This is a genomic window from Salinicoccus sp. Marseille-QA3875, assembly GCF_054950095.1.
In genome coordinates, this window is the sequence record NZ_CM143103.1 from 1,195,142 (window position 1) to 1,213,603 (window position 18,462).

Annotated in this window: 19 protein-coding genes and 1 riboswitch; of the genes, 10 read left to right on the forward strand and 9 right to left on the reverse strand. The window is 41.1% G+C overall.

The window, feature by feature from the left end:
- Window positions 1-93 precede the first annotated feature (93 nt).
- The gene (locus tag ACY8DT_RS06125) at window positions 94-633 is read right to left on the reverse strand and encodes a helix-turn-helix domain-containing protein (protein WP_462422033.1); all 540 of its coding nucleotides are present in this window, start codon (window positions 631-633) and stop codon (window positions 94-96) included.
- A 343-nt stretch (window positions 634-976) separates the two neighbouring features.
- Here ACY8DT_RS06125 and ACY8DT_RS06130 point away from each other — a divergent pair, with 343 nt between their 5' ends.
- The gene (locus ACY8DT_RS06130; protein ID WP_097041791.1) at window positions 977-1,744 is read left to right on the forward strand and encodes an SDR family NAD(P)-dependent oxidoreductase; all 768 of its coding nucleotides are present in this window, start codon (window positions 977-979) and stop codon (window positions 1,742-1,744) included.
- A 98-nt stretch (window positions 1,745-1,842) separates the two neighbouring features.
- Here ACY8DT_RS06130 and ACY8DT_RS06135 read toward each other — a convergent pair whose 3' ends face one another.
- The 4 genes from ACY8DT_RS06135 to ACY8DT_RS06150 form a co-directional block, all read right to left on the reverse strand.
- Entirely contained in the window at window positions 1,843-2,901 is a 1,059-nt protein-coding gene (locus ACY8DT_RS06135; RefSeq protein WP_462422230.1) for a 2,3-butanediol dehydrogenase, read from the reverse strand.
- Between the two features lie 98 nt (window positions 2,902-2,999).
- The gene (locus ACY8DT_RS06140; protein WP_462422034.1) at window positions 3,000-3,755 is read right to left on the reverse strand and encodes a 5-methylcytosine restriction system specificity protein McrC; all 756 of its coding nucleotides are present in this window, start codon (window positions 3,753-3,755) and stop codon (window positions 3,000-3,002) included.
- Between the two features lie 115 nt (window positions 3,756-3,870).
- Window positions 3,871-5,688 carry a DUF262 domain-containing protein gene (locus ACY8DT_RS06145; RefSeq protein WP_462422035.1) on the reverse strand — a complete coding sequence of 606 codons (1,818 nt, stop codon included), beginning with the start codon at window positions 5,686-5,688 and terminating at the stop codon, window positions 3,871-3,873.
- An 84-nt stretch (window positions 5,689-5,772) separates the two neighbouring features.
- Complete coding sequence (locus tag ACY8DT_RS06150) at window positions 5,773-8,655, reverse strand: DEAD/DEAH box helicase (protein ID WP_462422036.1); 2,883 nt, start codon at window positions 8,653-8,655, stop codon at window positions 5,773-5,775.
- Between the two features lie 186 nt (window positions 8,656-8,841).
- Between ACY8DT_RS06150 and ACY8DT_RS06155 the strand changes: the two genes are divergently transcribed.
- Complete coding sequence (locus ACY8DT_RS06155) at window positions 8,842-9,021, forward strand: hypothetical protein (RefSeq protein ID WP_462422037.1); 180 nt, start codon at window positions 8,842-8,844, stop codon at window positions 9,019-9,021.
- A gap of 64 nt (window positions 9,022-9,085) precedes the next feature.
- Here the strand turns inward: ACY8DT_RS06155 and ACY8DT_RS06160 are convergent, their stop codons facing one another.
- Complete coding sequence (locus ACY8DT_RS06160; RefSeq protein ID WP_462422231.1) at window positions 9,086-9,982, reverse strand: formylglycine-generating enzyme family protein; 897 nt, start codon at window positions 9,980-9,982, stop codon at window positions 9,086-9,088.
- 105 nt (window positions 9,983-10,087) lie between these two features.
- Here ACY8DT_RS06160 and ACY8DT_RS06165 point away from each other — a divergent pair, with 105 nt between their 5' ends.
- The 8 genes from ACY8DT_RS06165 to ACY8DT_RS06200 all read left to right on the forward strand — a co-directional run bounded on the left by ACY8DT_RS06165 (window position 10,088) and on the right by ACY8DT_RS06200 (window position 16,598).
- Window positions 10,088-11,704: a sulfatase family protein gene (locus ACY8DT_RS06165; RefSeq protein WP_462422038.1), complete on the forward strand. Its 1,617-nt coding sequence runs from the start codon at window positions 10,088-10,090 to the stop codon at window positions 11,702-11,704.
- Window positions 11,705-11,772: 68 nt separating this feature from the next.
- A riboswitch (SAM riboswitch) is annotated at window positions 11,773-11,877 on the forward strand.
- Window positions 11,878-11,946: 69 nt separating this feature from the next.
- A complete protein-coding gene (locus tag ACY8DT_RS06170) occupies window positions 11,947-12,138 on the forward strand; it encodes a hypothetical protein (RefSeq protein ID WP_462422039.1) in 192 nt (63 codons plus the stop codon).
- 186 nt (window positions 12,139-12,324) lie between these two features.
- Window positions 12,325-12,537 carry a glycine zipper domain-containing protein gene (locus tag ACY8DT_RS06175; RefSeq protein ID WP_462422040.1) on the forward strand — a complete coding sequence of 71 codons (213 nt, stop codon included), beginning with the start codon at window positions 12,325-12,327 and terminating at the stop codon, window positions 12,535-12,537.
- 20 nt (window positions 12,538-12,557) lie between these two features.
- Complete coding sequence (locus ACY8DT_RS06180) at window positions 12,558-12,836, forward strand: hypothetical protein (RefSeq protein WP_462422041.1); 279 nt, start codon at window positions 12,558-12,560, stop codon at window positions 12,834-12,836.
- Window positions 12,837-12,928: 92 nt separating this feature from the next.
- Window positions 12,929-14,020, forward strand: a complete 1,092-nt coding sequence (locus ACY8DT_RS06185; protein WP_462422042.1) for a tellurite resistance/C4-dicarboxylate transporter family protein — start codon at window positions 12,929-12,931, stop codon at window positions 14,018-14,020.
- Between the two features lie 120 nt (window positions 14,021-14,140).
- Window positions 14,141-14,923, forward strand: a complete 783-nt coding sequence (locus ACY8DT_RS06190; RefSeq protein ID WP_462422043.1) for a general stress protein — start codon at window positions 14,141-14,143, stop codon at window positions 14,921-14,923.
- Window positions 14,924-15,051: 128 nt separating this feature from the next.
- Window positions 15,052-15,687 carry a general stress protein gene (locus ACY8DT_RS06195; RefSeq protein ID WP_462422044.1) on the forward strand — a complete coding sequence of 212 codons (636 nt, stop codon included), beginning with the start codon at window positions 15,052-15,054 and terminating at the stop codon, window positions 15,685-15,687.
- 65 nt (window positions 15,688-15,752) lie between these two features.
- Entirely contained in the window at window positions 15,753-16,598 is an 846-nt protein-coding gene (locus tag ACY8DT_RS06200; protein ID WP_462422045.1) for an SAP domain-containing protein, read from the forward strand.
- Window positions 16,599-16,628: 30 nt separating this feature from the next.
- Here ACY8DT_RS06200 and ACY8DT_RS06205 read toward each other — a convergent pair whose 3' ends face one another.
- The 3 genes from ACY8DT_RS06205 to ACY8DT_RS06215 form a co-directional block, all read right to left on the reverse strand.
- Window positions 16,629-17,573, reverse strand: coding sequence for a cation diffusion facilitator family transporter (locus ACY8DT_RS06205; protein ID WP_462422046.1), 945 nt, complete (start codon window positions 17,571-17,573; stop codon window positions 16,629-16,631).
- A gap of 23 nt (window positions 17,574-17,596) precedes the next feature.
- Window positions 17,597-17,896, reverse strand: a complete 300-nt coding sequence (locus ACY8DT_RS06210) for an ArsR/SmtB family transcription factor (protein WP_462422047.1) — start codon at window positions 17,894-17,896, stop codon at window positions 17,597-17,599.
- Window positions 17,897-18,013: 117 nt separating this feature from the next.
- Window positions 18,014-18,445, reverse strand: a complete 432-nt coding sequence (locus ACY8DT_RS06215) for a VOC family protein (RefSeq protein WP_462422048.1) — start codon at window positions 18,443-18,445, stop codon at window positions 18,014-18,016.
- Between the last annotated feature and the right edge of the window lie 17 nt (window positions 18,446-18,462).

Sequence of the window (18,462 nt, forward strand, 5' to 3'; positions counted from 1 at the left end):
CTTTTCCCCTTCCTCATTCTTCCGATTTATTGCTGTTAAAATTAAAATTCATTTAAGAAAGCGCTTTTAATTTTTGGCGAGTTAAGAATTGATTTAAAATAATTTTGGCGTAAGGACACATAGAATTGTTAGATTTTCTTGAGAATTATTTCTATAATAATGTTTATAAGTAGATGGATAATGAATCATTTCTCCTTGCAGAAGCGTGTATTCTTTTTCATCTACATAAAATTTTGCCTCCCCTTCAATAACATAGTACATTTCTTCTCCATCGTGACTTGAAGGTTCACTGTGACTGTTTGGCGGGACCTTTACTATATAGCTGTCCAGACGTCGATTCTCAAATTCACTTGATGCTCTTAACAACTCTTGATCTGATTTTTCTAATCTAAAAGGGATGATTTCTGATGGCACAATTTTAAAATCATGTGCATGTTCCGGTTCAAAAAAAGACTTGATGGGAACATTAAGTGCTTCAGCTATTTTACTTAGGGAAGTTATTGCTAATGAACTTTCCCCCCTTTCTACTTGTGAAAGAAAACTTACAGATAAACCTGTATCCTGACTAAGTGTTTTTAGGGTTTTACCCTGTTGTACTCGTAAAGTTTTAATCTGATTTGAAACTTCCTTCATAAATTACACCTACACAATAATTTTTTACAGCTATACTGTAATAAGTAATATAACATAGAGAAATCGCAAAAGAAAGAGTTTTCTGTCGATTCTCAATACTGCAATGAAATTTAGAAGTTCGTGTGAAATTTTGAAAACCTAAACCCTTGCAACTTCAGGATTTTGACAGTACTTTAAGTTATTTTCATTTCTTTGGAGCTGTTAAGTTCTACACTTGGCATCAGGCTCTTGCCTAAAACATGCAGAGAGCATCCAAAGGGTGGCAAGCGTTTACGAACCTATCCTGACGGGTCTGTTATATAATTAAGTTAAAGGCATTTCAACATAAAAGGTGACTGGATATATGAAAGGCTTAGAAGGAAAAGTCGCAGTTGTCACAGGTGGTGCTTCAGGTATCGGCTATTCGATCGTCGAACAGTTATTGGAGCATGACGTCAAAGTGGCCATCGGGGATTTGAATGAAGAGAAACTGAAAGAGATTGAGCAGCAGTTCCCGGAAAAGGTTGTCGGTGTCAAAGCGAACGTCACGTCGGAAGATGACATGAAAAATCTTGTTGATACAGCCGTTGAAAAGTTCGGCCAGCTGGACTACGGCTTCAACGTCGCAGGTTTGAGCAAACCCGGCCTGATCATGGATCAGAGTTTCGAGGACTGGAAGACGACTGTGGATATCGTCCTGCACGGTGTATTCCTGGCGACAAAGCATGAAGCGAACGCCATGAAAGAACACGGCGGTGCCATCGTCAACATCTCTTCCTTGAATGCACACGTGCCGATGTTCTACGGTGCAGCATACGCTTCTGCCAAGGCGGGCGTCGAGATGTTCACTAAAAACGCTGCACTCGAATTTGCAGAGCATAAGATCAGGGTGAATGCTATACTGCCCGGCTTGGTTGAAACACCGATCACCACTGGATTCTTCGAAAATGAAGACCTTAATAACGAATTCATGGGACGCATCCCTGAAAGAAGAGCCGCTGCTCCGGCAGAGATTGCATCACCATCACTCTTCCTTGTCTCAGACGATGCTTCCTATATCAATGGAACAAGCCTCGTCGTCGATGGCGGCTGGGAAATTACTGGCTATCCGAATTTAAGTAAATTCATGTAATAAAAAAATCGATATATGAAACGGCCTCCTGTCTGTTAGGAGGCCGTTTATTCTTTAGAAAAAAGTCTACCCTGCATTCTATACATGCTTGTAGTTACTTAAGCTTCACCATGAGGTGATATCAATACCTTCGCCTGACTCTTATCTGTATTTAATAATTCAATACCATCTTCTACAGTGTTTTCTATGTTAATGCGGTTTGTCACTACTTTAAGTACATCCAGTTGTCCTTCAGCAATTGCTTTGATCACTGGCTCGTAGTCATGCGTATATGCTAAAGAGAACTTTATTTGACCTTCGATTGTCAGCATATCATTTGGATTAAATGATACTTCTCCACCGAACCCTGCAATGACCTGAACGGTTCCACCGCGTTTAATGGAATGGATAGCACTATTGAAAGTAGGGTTTGCTCCTGCTACTTCATAAGCAACATCCACACCTTTTCCTGTAATTTCCATAATTTTCTCTACAGCATCTTCTTGACCAGCATTGATGACATGCGTTGCTCCAAGTTCTTTAGCCTTATCCAAACGTTCTTGAGACAGATCAATTACAAATGTTTCTGCAACACCGTATGCCTGGGCACACAATAAAGTTAACAATCCTATCGGGCCGGCACCATAAATTGCAGCACTTTGTCCTGCTTTAAGCCCGGAGAGACCTACAGCATGAAATGCTACGGCAGTTGGTTCTACTAAAGCCCCTTCTTGTAAGCTGACACCTTCAGGCAGCTTATGGAAATATTTCTCCTCAGCTACAAAGTGCTCAGCAAACCCGCCATCTCCAGCTAATCCAAAAAATCCTACATTGGATACTTCACATAAATTATATGTACCTCTACGACATGGCTCACATTCACCACAATATAACATTGGTTCGATTGCTACTTTATCGCCGACCTGAACACTAGTTACGCCCTCTCCAACCTCTTCAACAGTGCCTGAAAATTCATGGCCCAGAACTAAAGGTGTTTTGTCATGAGTCATTGGATGCTCATCATAAGCAAGTGATAGTCCATGATTGTATGCATGTAAATCACTTCCGCAGATGCCGCCCCAGCCGACTTTAACTTTGACCTGACCATCAGATACAGATTTTACATCCACTTCTTCCAAACGTAAATCTTTCTCACCATAAATTACTGCCGCTTTCATTTTTGACAATAAACTCACTTCTATAATATTTTGTATTCGCTTTCAATTTTAAGTAATAAAAATGAAGTGGTCAATATTGATGCTTGTAGTTAAAATTATTATTTCTCAAGCAGATCATTTAATTGAATTCGTAGCGTCTCCCATTCATTAGTAAAATCAATGGTATTAATATCAATGACCAGATCCGATTTAGGATGCTCAAGTAGCTCTTGTTTATAAAATACTTTTACAAACCTGGTAATAAAATCATTTAATTTTTGAGGTTCTTTGGTTAAATCCAAAAATTCACTCTTACCACATGAATCAGAAATATCAAGTTCGCACCATATAAATTCGCATAACTTCACTAGATATTCATATGATTTATTGTACTTATGCATGACTAATCCATCAAAAACAGTTTTATCTATTTTTATATAACTCACTTTTCTTAAATAATTATAGATATCCACCATAGTCCATTCATATTCATCTTTAAGATATCTGTAGTTCATCAACAAAGTTAAAGTTCTTTTGATAATTTGGTTATAAATATTATCGTGATTTAAAAAATCATTCATATAAGAGAATCCTGGATGTATGTCTTTTGATTGCTGGATGACTTCAAAATCAATTACTTTTGATTCCATACCATCGTTTTCAATGAGATCTTTTATATAATTATCAGAGCGGCTTCTTTTTATTTGAACATCAAGCTTTTTAATTATAACTTTACTTAACAGATTGATAAAATCTTCATCATAATTTTTATCTATCTCTACTTTGTAAATCTGATTTGGATAGCCGCATACGTAAGCCAGCATAAAGTATAAGTTTCTCACAGGGATTGGAGAATTATTTACATTTCTATTCATGTTTTTCCTCTCTTCTATAATATTTATAGAACGATCCCCCGTTTTATTCTTACATACACATAATTTTTAAAAATTTTTATTAAAATTCAAGGAAGGGTTAAACTCCTCTTGAGTTTTAGTCAAGAGGATATAATTTTATTATTAAATCAGAGAAATATTCTGTTCTTCTTTCAATATCTTCTATAGTCCAGGAGTCTTTACTACCTAACTCTTGTCCATCTTCAGTAAGTGAGTCATTTAAAAATAATTTAGTTCTTAAGCCTTGATATGAATAACCATTATCTGAAGAAAAGTCTCTTTTCTCTAAAAACTTTTTATCACTCATTTCAGAGTTATAACCAGTCAGAGTTAAATTCCCGATTTTATGCACATTTCTTTGTTGCAATTGTGTGGCCTCGTCGAGATCATCGGGAGAGATCATGGCAGGCCAACCATATTTCAAATTTTGAGTTTTAGGTAAAATATGTTCAAGAGTCCAAATTGGACGATTATTAACATATTCATCAAGGTTATCTCTTTTTTGTTTGTCAAAAAATTTACCGTATTCTCTTTCTAAGTCAATTAATATCATTCTTACAGTTTTAGGTGAAACATCATAAACTGAACCTTGCAAAGCATTTTTAAAATCTATCTCTGTAGAACTAATACTGTTCATTTCTTGTTTTATAATCTTAATTACAACATTATTTAAATCATCTTCTTTTTGTAAAATTCTAATGGAGGATAAGATCTTTGCTCGTATATTTGAAGATTTTGGTTTTAGCACGATATTTCTTCTCACAAAATAATTAACTATGTATTCTAAAGATTTTTCCAAGTTATTTACACTTAATTTGTTTTCATGATACTTTTTTAATAAAAATAGTTGAAGTGGATATGATTGAGAAGATTCCAATTTCATCAATTTATTAAAAAGCTTTTCAAGATTCCTAACCAAGGGATGATCATCATGATTTTCAACTAAAGGTGAAATTATAGAGTATAATTTTGCATTTTCAATTAATTCATCTATATAAGAATATCCTTTATCATTAAACAGTTTTTGGTACTTTTTTAATGCTGATTTTTTAGTTATAGATGATAAAGTATTGTTAACAAATGCATCCCAATTATTTAAGAAGAATTGTGTTATTGCTGTGGAATGAGGTTCATCGTTTTTATCTAAAAAGATTTCAATCAATTGCTCCCACTTCTCCAAAGCGTCTTCTTCGAAAACATCTTCTTGAGTAGCTCTTCCCAAATATGTAGACTTTAATAAATCTATCAATGTAAGTGGTAATCCCTTTGCGTTCAAAGAAGAGAATACCGAGAAAGCATCAGAAATATTCTCAACTGTTATTCTCAGCAATTCTAATGAATTTAATTTTCGGTAGAATATATTGACTTCATCAAAATTCTCTAATTGTTCCATCAATCCCTGTATGCTTTTATATCTCTTACCAAAAACACGATTACCATATCTCCCTCTTGGTCCATTATTTATAACACCCAAATAATTTTCAAAAATTTCTCTGTCCTTATCTAAAAGAACAATATGGGGGTCTTCATAATTAATAAGAAGTTTTCTTTCTAAGTCACCTTGCAACCTTATAATTCGATCGTATGTCGAACTATTTACACTGTCTTCAGCCTCAAAATTTTTTAAATCAGCTAGTCTTTCATAAATAGCTAATAAAAATAAAGCGATTGTTGTCAATCTTTGTTGCCCATCAACTACATCAAATATTTTGACACCATCCGCTTGTTTTGCCTCAGTTACTAACAAATTTCCAATATAATAACCTTCCGGTTCATTTCTAATATCCTCAAAAAACTCTTCTATATTGCCATCCATCCAAGAATAATTTCTTTGATAAATCGGTACCCTATATTTAGCTTGAGGCTCGATCGGGAAGATCTCAGAGATAGTTTTTGATTCTGGATTTAATTTCATTGTACAATCTCCTTTCAACAATAGATCTTAAATTAATTAGATCATTTATTGATCAAAAATGTCAATGTTTAGAAAAATCTGTATTTATTTAAGCGAACTCTCAAAATATCTAAATATCCCATACTCCACCGGCTGCTCTAAAATAAAGTTCATCTTCGCTACTTTATCTTTATTTCCACCTATTCCATCTTCTACATTTTCAGCAGTGTCCAAATCTATCTCTACTTCTCCTAAATAATAATGTTCAGCTTCTGCTTCATCTTTTTTCACAAAAAGATACAATGTCACATCATTATTTTTATAATCTCGAATAATTTCTCTATTAATCTTAGAATCTAAGTCTGTCCCTTTTCTCGTAAACCACTGAAACACATGAGAATCCAAAAAACGATCATCATATTTAACCGATTCATCAATATCTTCACTCTTATTGTAATTTATAAAAATTGGCACAGTATTATGCTTATTTTTATACCCATACATCGTACTCGATTCATCTTTATTCCAGTTCAAGACCCGGCAGACATCTTTCCTGCTGTATTTTTCATTTAGTGTCAGCGGTTTTCGCTGGTTATAATCTTCAGACTGTAGTACCGCAAGTGTTAAAACATCTTCTACATACTCATTAAAATATTCATCTTTCAAAGCATCACTGAATTCATGACTCAAAGTGATTTTCTTATCTTCCACTTCAATTAAAGGGTACTTGTATTTCTTAACTGACTGACTCGTATAAAACTCCAAAGTGAACATTCTTAATATAGAGTCCATCGTCTTATCTGTCATGTAGTACCCTTTTTCATGCATTTTCAGCTGAAACTCTGCTTTATGAACTTTATTTTCCAACAACAATTCCTTCAGTAAAAATACTTCCTGCACTCTTTTCCCGTCTACCATCTCTTTTGACAGGAATGTTAAAATCCGATCTTGACCATTGGTCAAAGCTTCCACCGGCTCTTTCAACTTCTTCAAAAAAGCAGGGTAGTGATCAAACTTATTCAACACCAGCATTGGGCTCATCGCGTCCTCGTCATTGTGCAAATCAACCATTGTTGGAATATGTCCGAGTTTATCTTTTGTATGATGATACATTCTTCTTAAGTTAGTAAGATCACTCGCACGGTTTTTAGAAATGGACTTAAATATTCTCTCCTGTGCAATTCTTTCAAAGTTAATCGTCGACTCCCCAGAGATCATATTACGGTTCATTAAATTCCGTCGTAAGTTATCTTTGTTAAATGATTTATCTCCCGTTAATGCCACCGGAATTAAATAGTTGTTTTTATAGTTACCAATAAAATCAATCACGGTAAGAAATTCTTTATTCTCATGCTTACGCAATCCACGGCCGAGCTGCTGGACGAAAATGATGCTGGATTCGGTCTGGCGCAGCATGACGACTTGATTGACCGAAGGTATATCAATACCTTCGTTGAAAATATCCACTGTAATTAAATAATCCAACTGGTTTTTCTCAAGCTGTTTAACTGCCTTATCACGCTCATCCTGTGAATCCGAGCTGGTCAGTGATTTTGTTTTAAACCCTCTTTCGTTTAGCAACCCCGAAAGTTCAGCTGCTTCTTCTTTTCTTGAAACGAATATTAATCCTCTGACTTGTTCACCAGCATGGGAGTAATAGTAGAGCTTATCTATGATGTGATCAATCCGGTCCTCATGGATCAGATCTAGTAACCTACTATCATCCGTTATCGTCTCTCCATCACTTTCAAAATCCGTGACCCCAAAGTAATGAAAAGGTGATAATATTTCAGCTTCCAGCGCCTTTTGAAGACGGATTTCATACGCAATATTGTAGTCGAACAGACTGAATATCTCAGTATTATCCGTTCTCTCAGGTGTCGCTGTCATACCCAGTAAAAATTTAGGCGTGAAGTAGTTAATAATTTTATGATATGAGTCCGCACCACTTCTATGGGCCTCATCTATAACAATGTAATCAAAATCATCTCTCTTGAATTGCTGCAAATGATCTTCTCTTGATAATGTCTGGACTGTCGCAAAAAGATATTTAGCATCTTTGTTTTTGGAAGTTCCGCTGTATATACCAAAATGCTGTGGCTCCATATCAATTAAGTCACGATAATCCTGAAGTGACTTTTGAAGAATCTGCTCACGATGTGCGACAAATAATACTCTCTCGGGATTAAATTGTTTCACATCAAATGCTGATAAGTAAGTTTTACCTGTACCGGTAGCCGATACGATTAATCCTTTATCTTCCCCCGTCAGCCTTAAATTTTTTAATGACTCCAACGCTTCTTTTTGCATTATGTTCGGTGTAATTTCTTTAGGATCATTGTTTGTATATCGGTATGGCTGCTTATTTTCAATTAGATGCAGAACTTTATCGTCATGTTTCAGTTCTTTATATAAATCCTGGTAGTCTCGGATCCAAGTATCAGATAATTCAACAGAATTTTCCCAAAGTCCTTCAAACTGTTCTTTGAAATTCTGGATGACTTCTCCGTTATCGAGAGACGTTAATTTCAAGTTATATTCATAGTTCTTTTTCAAAGCCGAATCTGTTAAGTTCGAACTGCCGATGAACATCGTGGAATATCTGTTGTTATTAAATATATAACCCTTCGCATGAAAACCGGCCTGATCAGTGATCCGCACATCTACATTTGGTATTTTAAGCAGCTCTTTAAATACCGTTGGTTTATTAAAATTTAAATAAGTAGAAGTAATTATTTTACCTCGTACTCCTCGCTTGTTTAATTCATAAAGTGCTGTCTTCAAAGAAGCAATACCACCCTCAGTGATAAATGCAACAGAAATAACAAAAGACTCACATGATTCCAATGCATCCAACATTGGTGAGAGTACATTTTCTTCTTTTGAATTAATGATCAGTTCCGGCGGATGATGTGATACTTTACCGGTATAACGATCAATGAATCCACGTTCATATGCATTTAATAGATTATTTTGCAGATACTCCATTTAGTTCACACCTATTTATGTAGTTTCTATCTACAATATTTATTCCCTATATTTTACCATACAGATTTTTCATTTTCAGTATATTCAATATCTTTTCCACTCTTAATCTGTTACTCTAAAAGTGTTTATTGTTACATTTAGGGTAACAAAGGAGTGTAGGCAGCAAAAACCATGGGAGGTATATGCATGGCCACCAAGGATACAATGAAGACTAAGCAAAGGATTAATTACTTGGGCATCGGGGTTGTTGCAGGTACGGCTTTTGGCATCTCACTCGGCGGCATGTTCGACAATACGATAATCGGCATGGTGACGGGTTCCGGACTCGGCTCTGTGATCGGTTATCTCTACAACAGTAAAAACTGACTTCCACGTCAAGAAGTGCAGGCCTCCCCGGTCCGCACTTTTTTCGTTTTTGAATTCAAGGAGTCTACTCATCCTTCACCGTCCTGAATCCCATGTTCCCGGTTGAGCTGTCCACCGTATTCGATGACCTTGCTGCGACCCTGTACCGGTTACAGTAGGAGCGGTGGCAGAGGTATGAGCCGCCGCGTATCCCCTTCGCCTGACGGGTTTCATCAAACCAGTTGCCGCACCACTCCCATACATTGCCTGAAGTGTTATAGAGCCCGTAACCATTCGGCTTGTAAGCGTCGACTGGTGCGGTGCCGATGTAGCCGTCGATCTGTGTATTATTCATCGGGAACTCACCCTGCCAGATGTTGCACATATGCCGCCCCGGTTCGAGTTCGTCTCCCCAGGGATACCGCTTCTGCTCCAGCCCGCCCCTTGCGGCGTATTCCCACTCGGCTTCATTCGGCAGCCGTTTGCCGGCCCATCTGGCATAGGCTTCCGCATCATTCCACGACACATGGACGACCGGGTGGTCCAGGATATCTTCAATGTTAGAGGATGGTCCGTGCGGGTGTTTCCATGAAGCACCTTCCACCGCAAGCCACCACGGGGTGTTCGGCAGCTGCCCTTTCACATGTCTATCATCGACTTCCGCAAGCAGCATATGGAACACGAACGACCATCCGAACCGCTCCGCATCGGTCACGTAACCTGTTTCATCGATGAACGCCTTGAACTTCCGGTTGCTCACCTGATACTTGTCTATATAAAAGCCCGCGACTTCGACTTCCCGCACAGGACCCTCGTTGTCCTCCCGGTTCGCATCCGCATCCTCCGAGCCCATGAGAAAGGTGCCTCCGGGGATGAACGCCATGTCTTCTGTGTCCTGGTTTTCTTTATCTTTAATCTCCTGCATCTCCCTGATTTCCCCCGTTCCTCTCGACGGGGCGCAGCAGCTTTTATGTTCTTTCATGCTTTTCCTCCTCAACTTCTTATAAGGGGTTCCGCTTCATAAGATTTCCGGGTTCCTTTATAATCGATGATAACAGAAAACATAAAATATTTAAGGAGTGTGGACATGTCTGATAAGAAACCGAATATTGTATTGATTTTTGCGGATGATCTCGGGTATGGGGACGTCTCCTGTTTCAATGAAAATTCTAAAGTGAAGACGAAGCATCTAGAGGGTCTGGCGGAGTCCGGGATGATCTTCACGAATACGCACGCCACTTCCGCCCTGTGCACCCCGTCCCGCTACGGCTTGCTCACCGGGCGTTACAACTGGCGTTCGAAGCTGAAGAGCTACGTGCTGCCGGGTGATTCGATGCCGCTGATCGAGGAGGACCGCCGGACGCTTGCGCATATGCTTAAAGACGCGGGCTATCAGACGGCAGCCATTGGGAAATGGCACCTCGGCCTCGGATGGCAGCTGACGGATGAGCCAGACTTTGAGAAGTACGGGCTGGACCCTGAGGATTTCCCGCGTATGGAAAAACGCCACGGCCGTGACGGCATATTCGACGTCCGGGCGGGGCTAGCCGATTTTGAAGGACTCGATATCGACTACTCCAAACCGATCACCTTCGGCCCGAATGAACTCGGGTTCGATTATTTCTTCGGCACACCGGCCTCACTCGACCAGCCGCCGTTCGTCTACATCGAAAACGACCGTGTGACTGCGGAACCGGACGGCACGACGGGCGTATCGAACCTCGACCGCCTCGGCCCGAGCAACCAGACGCAGTGGCAGAACGGCGTCATCGCACCGGACTTCGTCCATGAGGAGGTGCCGGACGTCATGCAGGAGAAGGCGCTCGAGACGATCGACAAGTTCACGGAGGGTGATGATCCATTCTTCCTCTACTATCCGAACCACCTCGTCCACGGGCCTTTATTGCCGAATAAGGAATTCAAAGGGAAATCCGGCATCGGACTGTACGGCGACTTCATCCTGCAGCTTGACCATTATATCGGGGAGATCATCGACAAGCTCAAAGAGATGGATATATTCGATGAGACGATCTTCATCTTCACGAGCGACAACGGGGCTTCGGGCGTGGCCGGCTTCGAGGCGCTGCATGCCAAAGGACACTACCCGAACCATATATTCAAGGGCGCGAAAGGCGATATATGGGAAGGCGGCCACAGGGAGCCGACGATCATTTCATATCCGCCGGCGATTGAAGCCGGCGGGGTTTCGAACCACCTGATCAGCTTATCCGACCTGTACCGCACAATCGCCGAACTGATCGATGCGAATGTGCCGGATAATGCAGCGGAGGACTCCTATTCACTGTCACCGATATTCGAAGGCCGGACGGAGGAAGTCCGGGAGGATGTCGTCCACTCGTCTGCCAACGGCGGGCTTGCCATTCGCCGGGGGAAATGGAAGCTCGACCTCGTTGAAGAGGGCGGCGGAATGGGCGTGACGCAAAAGCAGATGCAACGCGGCGAACAGCCGACATTCGAGCCGACCGAGCTGTATGACCTTGAAGCGGACATCCGGGAGCAGCATAACGTGATCGATGAGCATCCGGATCTCGTTGAAGATATGGTCGCATCTCTTGCAGAGTACGTCCGCCTCGGCCGCTCGACACCGGGCGAACCTCAGGAGAATGAAGGCGGCAACGACTGGCCGCAGTTCGGTTGGATCGAGGAGTACAGGCAGTACGTCGACCAGTTCCAGTATGACTGATCATCAAATAGGCAAATAAGATGAAATAATTAAAGCCAGGCAGTATAATACAATTAAATAAAATAGTTCTCTTATTAAGAGTGAGTGAAGGGACTTGGCCCTGTGAAACTCCGGCAACAGCTTGTAAAAGCGATGTGCCAAATCCAACAGTTGTTATAACTGGATGATAAGAAGTCGTGTTAAAGCTCTTCTTAATTCAGGAAGAGCTATTTTATTTGAAAAAATAAAAAGGTGGGAATTAAATGAAAAACGTACGCGAACTATTTTCAGAATTGGACGATTGGAAAGCATACAAACCGGTCAGCACGATGAGCAGCATAGCGAAGTTGAATCATATCAGAAGTTTGGAGCGGGAAATCAAAAAACACATTGACGTTGAAGATTACAAAGATTATATATTATCCAAAGAAGGAAACCGGTCACTGGAGAGTTGAGGAAAATTGGAGATCAGTATTTACTCTGATCAAACCGGCAAAACCGGCCTGGATATCTTAAAATCAAGATGTCCAGGCCGGTTCTTTTATTGGTTCAGGGCTTTTGTGCCGGTTTCTTTTCATATTTTTATAGACGTATTTCTGGTATGATTAAAGTGAAAATTGTTTCTTTCAGGGGGATTTGTCATGTCTGATTACAAAGACGATCAACAGGAAGAAAACGAACCGGTTGAAGAGGAAAACGAGGAGATGGATGACAATCGTTTGGCACTGGGCATTGCATTCGGGCCGATCATCGGTGTATTCATCGGGATCCTTATGGACAATATCGCTATGGGCATCGCCCTGGGGATGTCTTTCGGTGTCATTCTCGGGGTTGTCCTGAATCAAATGAAATAGGAAGATAAGGGGGCTTTATTATGTGGATACTCTTCATCGTACTGGCAGGCATACTCGCCGGCGTCATCGGAGATTATTTGAAGCATCGCAGGAAAATGGAAAAAATGAAGCTCGACCATATCGATAAGGAGATAGAACTTGAACGGCTGAGACAGGAAAACTACCTTCTTGAAAATGAAGAAATGCAGTCGGTGCTGGACCGCATCAAAGCGGACAATAAGCGGCTCGAAGTAGAAAAGGACAACAAGTGGCTGATTCAGGAAACACGGGAACGGCAGCTGGAAAAGCACGATGAATGACCAATCCCCCAAGTTGAAATAATTCACTTTTTCCTATATTATTAATAGGTTGTCTTTTATATCATTACATAAGAAAGAGTGGATATTAAAGAGTGGATATTTTGCTGGAATTTTTAAAGCGCCAGTCCCGCCATCTGTTCCCGGGCTATTTTGCGATGGTCATGGCAACGGGTGCGTTATCACTGTCATTCTGGTATCTGGGTCTGGAAATCGCAGCTGAACTTCTTATTTACTTGAATATCTTCATATATATTTTACTACTGTCATTGAATATCATCAGACTTTTATTGAATACTGATGAATTTTTACAGGATATATCCGATCACGGTAAAGGGCCTGGATTTTTCACTTTGATCGCCGGCACCGAAGTACTCGGTACCCAGCTGGTGGTCATTAAAGGATTGATCGTATGGGGGTTTTTATTCTGGAGCATCGCCTTTTTACTGTGGATCATTTTGATGTACACTTTCTTCACACTGATCATCGTAAAGAAAGTGAAGCCGTTAATCGACGAGTCCGTAAACGGCGGATGGCTTCTGGTCGTCGTCTCGACACAGTCGATTGCTGTGCTGGGTACGCTGATTGCACCGGGCATGGGGGCATTCAGTGAAATCATCCTGTTCATTTCACTGTGTCATTTTCTTCTCGGATGTATGCTGTACCTGAATATCATCGCATTTATATTTTACCGTCTGATGTTCGTCAATATTGAAGAGATCTCCTTAAAACCGCCGTACTGGATCAATATGGGGGCGCTTGCGATTACGACGCTCGCAGGATCGGTACTCTTGATCCACGGTACGGGGGCGGGCATCATCGCAGATCTTGAGATTTTCATCAAAGGTTTCACACTGTTTTTCTGGGTGCTCGGCTCATGGTGGATTCCGCTTCTGATCACTCTCGGTATATGGCGTCACATCGTACGCCGTTATCCGCTGTCCTATACGCCTGAAATGTGGGCGATGGCTTTCCCGATTGCTATGTACACGGTCGGTACGATCCATCTGTCCATTGTTCTGGAAATGGAATTTTTAATGATCATCCCTTACATTACGATATTCGGAGCGGCGGGCGTCTGGCTCTTCGTTTTCGCCGGTATGGCCGTCCACCTCGGCAGAAGGCACGTGGCATATTTTAAAGAGCATGTCCCTTCGGACCATGCGAATAAAGAGCATATCAGCTGAAGCGGAGTTTCAAAAGTCACTTTGTTCACCCAAAGTTAACATTTCATACAAACATGAGACCTTATTTTATAAGAATGATGCTGTATAATAACGTTAAAAGCATAATCAGGAGGGCTGTAAATGAGTCAGTTTGAAGTGTTTAATGATGAAGAGCAGTTGTTCAGACGTATTGACCAGCTGCGTATTGATGATGTAAAAGACGAGGATATTACAGTCGTTTCAGATGACAGGCTGGACAATCACTCCATCATTTACTACACGTCTGTCAACTTCAAAAAATCTCAAGGCACATTGTGGGACCGCTTCGCTTCAAAGTTCGGTGATGATGACGCAGGCACACGTGTCACCGAGCAGCTCAATCTGTCCGGGGTTGATAAAGTCAAGTATGACAAAGCTTTGGATGAGGGGAGTATTTTATTGTTCGTGAAAGGTCTGGTGCACACTGAAGAAGCGGAAAAAACGCATGAAGACAGTGCGGACAGTTCCAACGGTGAATCCCGTGAAGCAGCCGAAGATACAATAAGTAAAACAGGCAGTATTTCAGATGATGAAGAAAAGAGGTCGGATGAAATGATCAAAGAAAAAGAACGCGAAACGGTGACAAAAGATTATGACGGCATTACCGTCACTACGGAAGTGGCACAGAAAAAAGAGAAACCGGTCAATGAGATCAGAACTGACGAAGACACTCACCGCATAGACATGAGCACTTACGTCACAGACTATGATGAAGAACTTGAACTTGAGGAAGAAGAAGTTCAGCATGCCAAAGTGGATGCCATATTAGAAGAAGAAGAGGAAGAAGAGGAAAAAGAAGAAGAAAGAAATTATTATCATACAGTCAAAGATAATGTCGTCAATATGCAGCCTGAAGAAGATGAGGTTGAAATCAGACAAGGCTAGATTATATGACAATCCCTGGTAAAACAACCGGGGATTTTTTTATTTCAGCCAAGTTTATGCGATTTTAAAAGGGGTAAAATAATACAATGACATCATTATATAAAGTCAATTAATCTGGAGGGTTGATGATGAGCCGCTTTGAGAAATTTGCTGCGGAACACGATTTAATGGAAAGAATTGAACAGCTGCGTACGGAAGGTTTTGAAGAAAATGAAATTACCGTGATATCCAAACAAAAGCTTGAAGATGCCTATTTGAAATATAGGAGCGTGAACTTTAAAAATTCTGAAGGTACGACATGGGACAAATTCGTCTCAATGTTTTCCGATGACGATCCGAAAGACAAAGTTCTGGGCGAATTCGATATCACCGACAGTGAAAAAGAGCACTTCAAATATGCTCTGGACAGAAAAGAAATTCTTTTGCTTAAAGAAGATCATGCGGCTGATGAAGATGGATATGTACAGGAAGAAGCTCGTGAATATCATGAAACCCAGCAGCAGGATGCACAGGCAATGGAAGCACAAGCTGCGCAAAATGAAAGGCTCGATGCACAGAACCGGGCTGCGGAAGTGTCAGGCGCCTATTCGTCTGATTACGGCCCCGCTTCGAAAAGTAAAGATATCGAAGCTGATAATGATATCACCCTTAAAGACACTGAGAATGGTCATGAATATGATTACAATCAAATAAAGAAAGCTGCTGACCCTGAAGTAAAAAGTGAATACGATTATGACTCCAATGAGTATGACTATAAAAAATGATACTGGAAGCATCGGGAAATTCCCGGTGCTTTTATTTATAATACATATGGGTTTTCAAAGGGGTGATGAATTTGAAACTGGGTGCGGTGGAAGTCCTTTTCATGCACTATATTACTGACAGAACAACTGAAGAAGTACATAAATATGATTTCTGGCAGTTCCAGTATGACCGGCAGCCGGCGGATCTCGTGCGGCGTCTTTTAGATGCAGGTGTGATCTATGAGGATGACAGCCTGCCTGAAACCCTCCAAAAGTTAAGGGCATTTGAACTGAAATACATTTTAAAAGATTCCGGATTCAAAGTTTCAGGAAATAAACCCGAACTCATCAAAAGGATTCTTCAGTATGCAACAGAAATTGATTTCACTGATGTTCCCTTAAAAAATGTCTATAAACTTTCTGAAGGGTGGTCCAATTTTTACAGTCAGACCTGCTTTTTAAACTATTTCCATTTCAACGGCAGCTTTGATGTGCATGAAGTCTATGAATTTTATCTGGATCATCAAAATCTGGCCGACCATCAGATTGCCATAGGTTATTTAGAAGAGAAAGTCCATGATCATATCAATGATGAAAACAAATACACCGCAGTCAAATGCTATTATCTGCTGGCGAATTACGCCCGGGATGAAATGGGAGATCTCCTGCTGTCCATCTATTATCTGAACCACTTCACCATGCTTGTCGTCCTCCAGGCAGCCCATCACTACGATATGGATTCAGTCCGTGCATATTTTGATTTGGACGGTTATACGAAAGACAGATACAGAGCGTTCATGAAATCTGAAGAGATGCGTACTGATGAGCTGTGCCGGCTCATGATGGATTCCACAAAAGCACTTCCCTATTCCCCTGAAGAGCTGGAGGCCGCTGCGGCATTCATCATGGAACTGATAGACGAAAAGGCTTAAATCCTCTTAAACGGATTCAAGCCTTTATTTTTAATGGGCATGGCCGTGGTGATGATCTGATTCCGTCCGGAATGCCATATCACAGATGACTTCCGTGCCGTGGCTGTGGTCTTTGCATTCAATCTGAATCGTGACGTGCCCGATATTGTTCTCTTCCAGTTCGTGTTCGATTTTATGAAGCAGTGCCTGACTTTCTAATACTGTCATAGCCCCGTCTACAACGACGTGGGCGGACAGCGCGTTCATACCGCTTGTGATCGTCCATGCATGGAGGTCATGTATGCCTTTCACTTCATCGAAGGCTTCTATCCTCCGGACGATGGCTTCGAGGTCGACATTGACCGGGGTGCCTTCCATCAGCACGTGCAGCGAATCTTTCGTCACCCGCCAGCCGCTGATCAGGATGAGTACGGCGACGATGATACTGGCGAGCGGGTCAGCGATGCCCCAGTTGAAGAAAATCATCAGCAGTGCCGCAATGATTGCTCCGACTGAACCGAGCAGGTCGCCTAATACATGAAGGAACGCCGCTCTGATATTCAGGTTATCCTTCGTACTTCCGCTTCTCATCAGCATCCATGCGACAATGATATTGACGATGAGGCCGATTGCTGCGATGCCGAGCATGCCGAATGAAGCCACTTCCGGCGGATCTTGAAATCTGCCGATGGCTTCATAAAATATAAAGCCGGAAATCAGTATTAAAGTGACACCGTTGAAAACGGCGGCAAGTATTTCAAACCGTTTGTAGCCGTATGTCTTACTGTAATTTGCGACCCTTTCGCCGAGTGTCAGGGCAACTACTGCGACACCGAGTGATATCGCATCACTCAGCATATGTCCGGCATCCGCGAGAAGTGCCAGACTGTTCGTCAGGAAACCGCCGACCGCTTCAATGATCATAAAAAATGTAATGATTAAAAATGCGGTGAACAGTGTTTTTTTATTCGCATCATGCGAGTGGTCATGACTCATCTCTGCACCTCCTGAAATTCATCTTAATCATGTTCAATATGGCTGATCATCTGATCCAGCATCAGCATCACGTGTTTATCATCATGGGAATAATAGATTGTGGTGCCTTCTCTCCGCGATTTGACCAGCCTCAGATTTTTAAGCGTCTTCAATTGATGTGAAACCGTTGACTGTTTAATATCCAATGTATTTGAAATGTCACCGACCGAATGTTCGTCGTTGAACAGATAAGTCAATATACGTATCCTCGTCGGATCTCCGAGTGCCTTGAACGTTTGAGTGACAGTATCTATCGTTTCTGAATCCAGTTTTTTATAATCCATATATCCACCCCTGATTCTTTATACATCTATATATTAGCATATGTTCATATAGTAATGGAAGTGATGACAAAAACTGCAGACCACATTACATGATCTGCAGTCCGTCTGTCATATTTCTTACTCGCCGCTCAACATCCAATTGACACCGTACTTGTCTTTAAATGATGCAAACATTTGTGTCCATTCAGTTTCCTCCATCGGCATCTGGACGTCCACTCCGGATCCAACCGCCTGCTCATAAAATGATATCATCTGATCCTTCTCCGTTTCCAGATCGAAGACGAAGGCCATCATCGCTCCTTCATTATTGATGGGTTTCCTGTTCCATGTATCACTGATGTAGAAACCATGTCCCATGATTTCTATCTCGGCATGCATGACGAAGTTTTCTTTTATGTCTACCGGAATATCTTTAAACTCGGAAGTATCCTCGAACATTGCGTCATCCATCATCTGTATGGAAACTAAAGAAGCATTGAAATTGTCTTTATAGTAGTCGATTGCTTCACGTGCATTCTGGAAATTGAAATACTGAAAATGTTTGACCATTTGATTCTCTCCTCTCA

Excerpts from the sequence above, each read along its gene's own strand:
- ACY8DT_RS06150 (WP_462422036.1), bottom strand. The coding sequence starts at position 8,655 with ATGGAGTATCTGCAAAATAATCTATTAAATGCATATGAACGTGGATTC.
- ACY8DT_RS06215 (WP_462422048.1), bottom strand. The coding sequence starts at position 18,445 with ATGGTCAAACATTTTCAGTATTTCAATTTCCAGAATGCACGTGAAGCA.
- ACY8DT_RS06205 (WP_462422046.1), bottom strand. The coding sequence starts at position 17,573 with ATGAGTCATGACCACTCGCATGATGCGAATAAAAAAACACTGTTCACC.
- ACY8DT_RS06210 (WP_462422047.1), bottom strand. The coding sequence starts at position 17,896 with ATGGATTATAAAAAACTGGATTCAGAAACGATAGATACTGTCACTCAA.
- ACY8DT_RS06130 (WP_097041791.1), top strand. The coding sequence starts at position 977 with ATGAAAGGCTTAGAAGGAAAAGTCGCAGTTGTCACAGGTGGTGCTTCA.
- ACY8DT_RS06135 (WP_462422230.1), bottom strand. The coding sequence starts at position 2,901 with ATGAAAGCGGCAGTAATTTATGGTGAGAAAGATTTACGTTTGGAAGAA.
- ACY8DT_RS06145 (WP_462422035.1), bottom strand. The coding sequence starts at position 5,688 with ATGAAATTAAATCCAGAATCAAAAACTATCTCTGAGATCTTCCCGATC.
- ACY8DT_RS06160 (WP_462422231.1), bottom strand. The coding sequence starts at position 9,982 with ATGAAAGAACATAAAAGCTGCTGCGCCCCGTCGAGAGGAACGGGGGAA.
- ACY8DT_RS06170 (WP_462422039.1), top strand. The coding sequence starts at position 11,947 with ATGAAAAACGTACGCGAACTATTTTCAGAATTGGACGATTGGAAAGCA.
- ACY8DT_RS06175 (WP_462422040.1), top strand. The coding sequence starts at position 12,325 with ATGTCTGATTACAAAGACGATCAACAGGAAGAAAACGAACCGGTTGAA.
- ACY8DT_RS06200 (WP_462422045.1), top strand. The coding sequence starts at position 15,753 with ATGAATTTGAAACTGGGTGCGGTGGAAGTCCTTTTCATGCACTATATT.
- ACY8DT_RS06125 (WP_462422033.1), bottom strand. The coding sequence starts at position 633 with ATGAAGGAAGTTTCAAATCAGATTAAAACTTTACGAGTACAACAGGGT.
- ACY8DT_RS06190 (WP_462422043.1), top strand. The coding sequence starts at position 14,141 with ATGAGTCAGTTTGAAGTGTTTAATGATGAAGAGCAGTTGTTCAGACGT.
- ACY8DT_RS06165 (WP_462422038.1), top strand. The coding sequence starts at position 10,088 with ATGTCTGATAAGAAACCGAATATTGTATTGATTTTTGCGGATGATCTC.
- ACY8DT_RS06195 (WP_462422044.1), top strand. The coding sequence starts at position 15,052 with ATGAGCCGCTTTGAGAAATTTGCTGCGGAACACGATTTAATGGAAAGA.
- ACY8DT_RS06140 (WP_462422034.1), bottom strand. The coding sequence starts at position 3,755 with ATGAATAGAAATGTAAATAATTCTCCAATCCCTGTGAGAAACTTATAC.
- ACY8DT_RS06155 (WP_462422037.1), top strand. The coding sequence starts at position 8,842 with ATGGCCACCAAGGATACAATGAAGACTAAGCAAAGGATTAATTACTTG.
- ACY8DT_RS06180 (WP_462422041.1), top strand. The coding sequence starts at position 12,558 with ATGTGGATACTCTTCATCGTACTGGCAGGCATACTCGCCGGCGTCATC.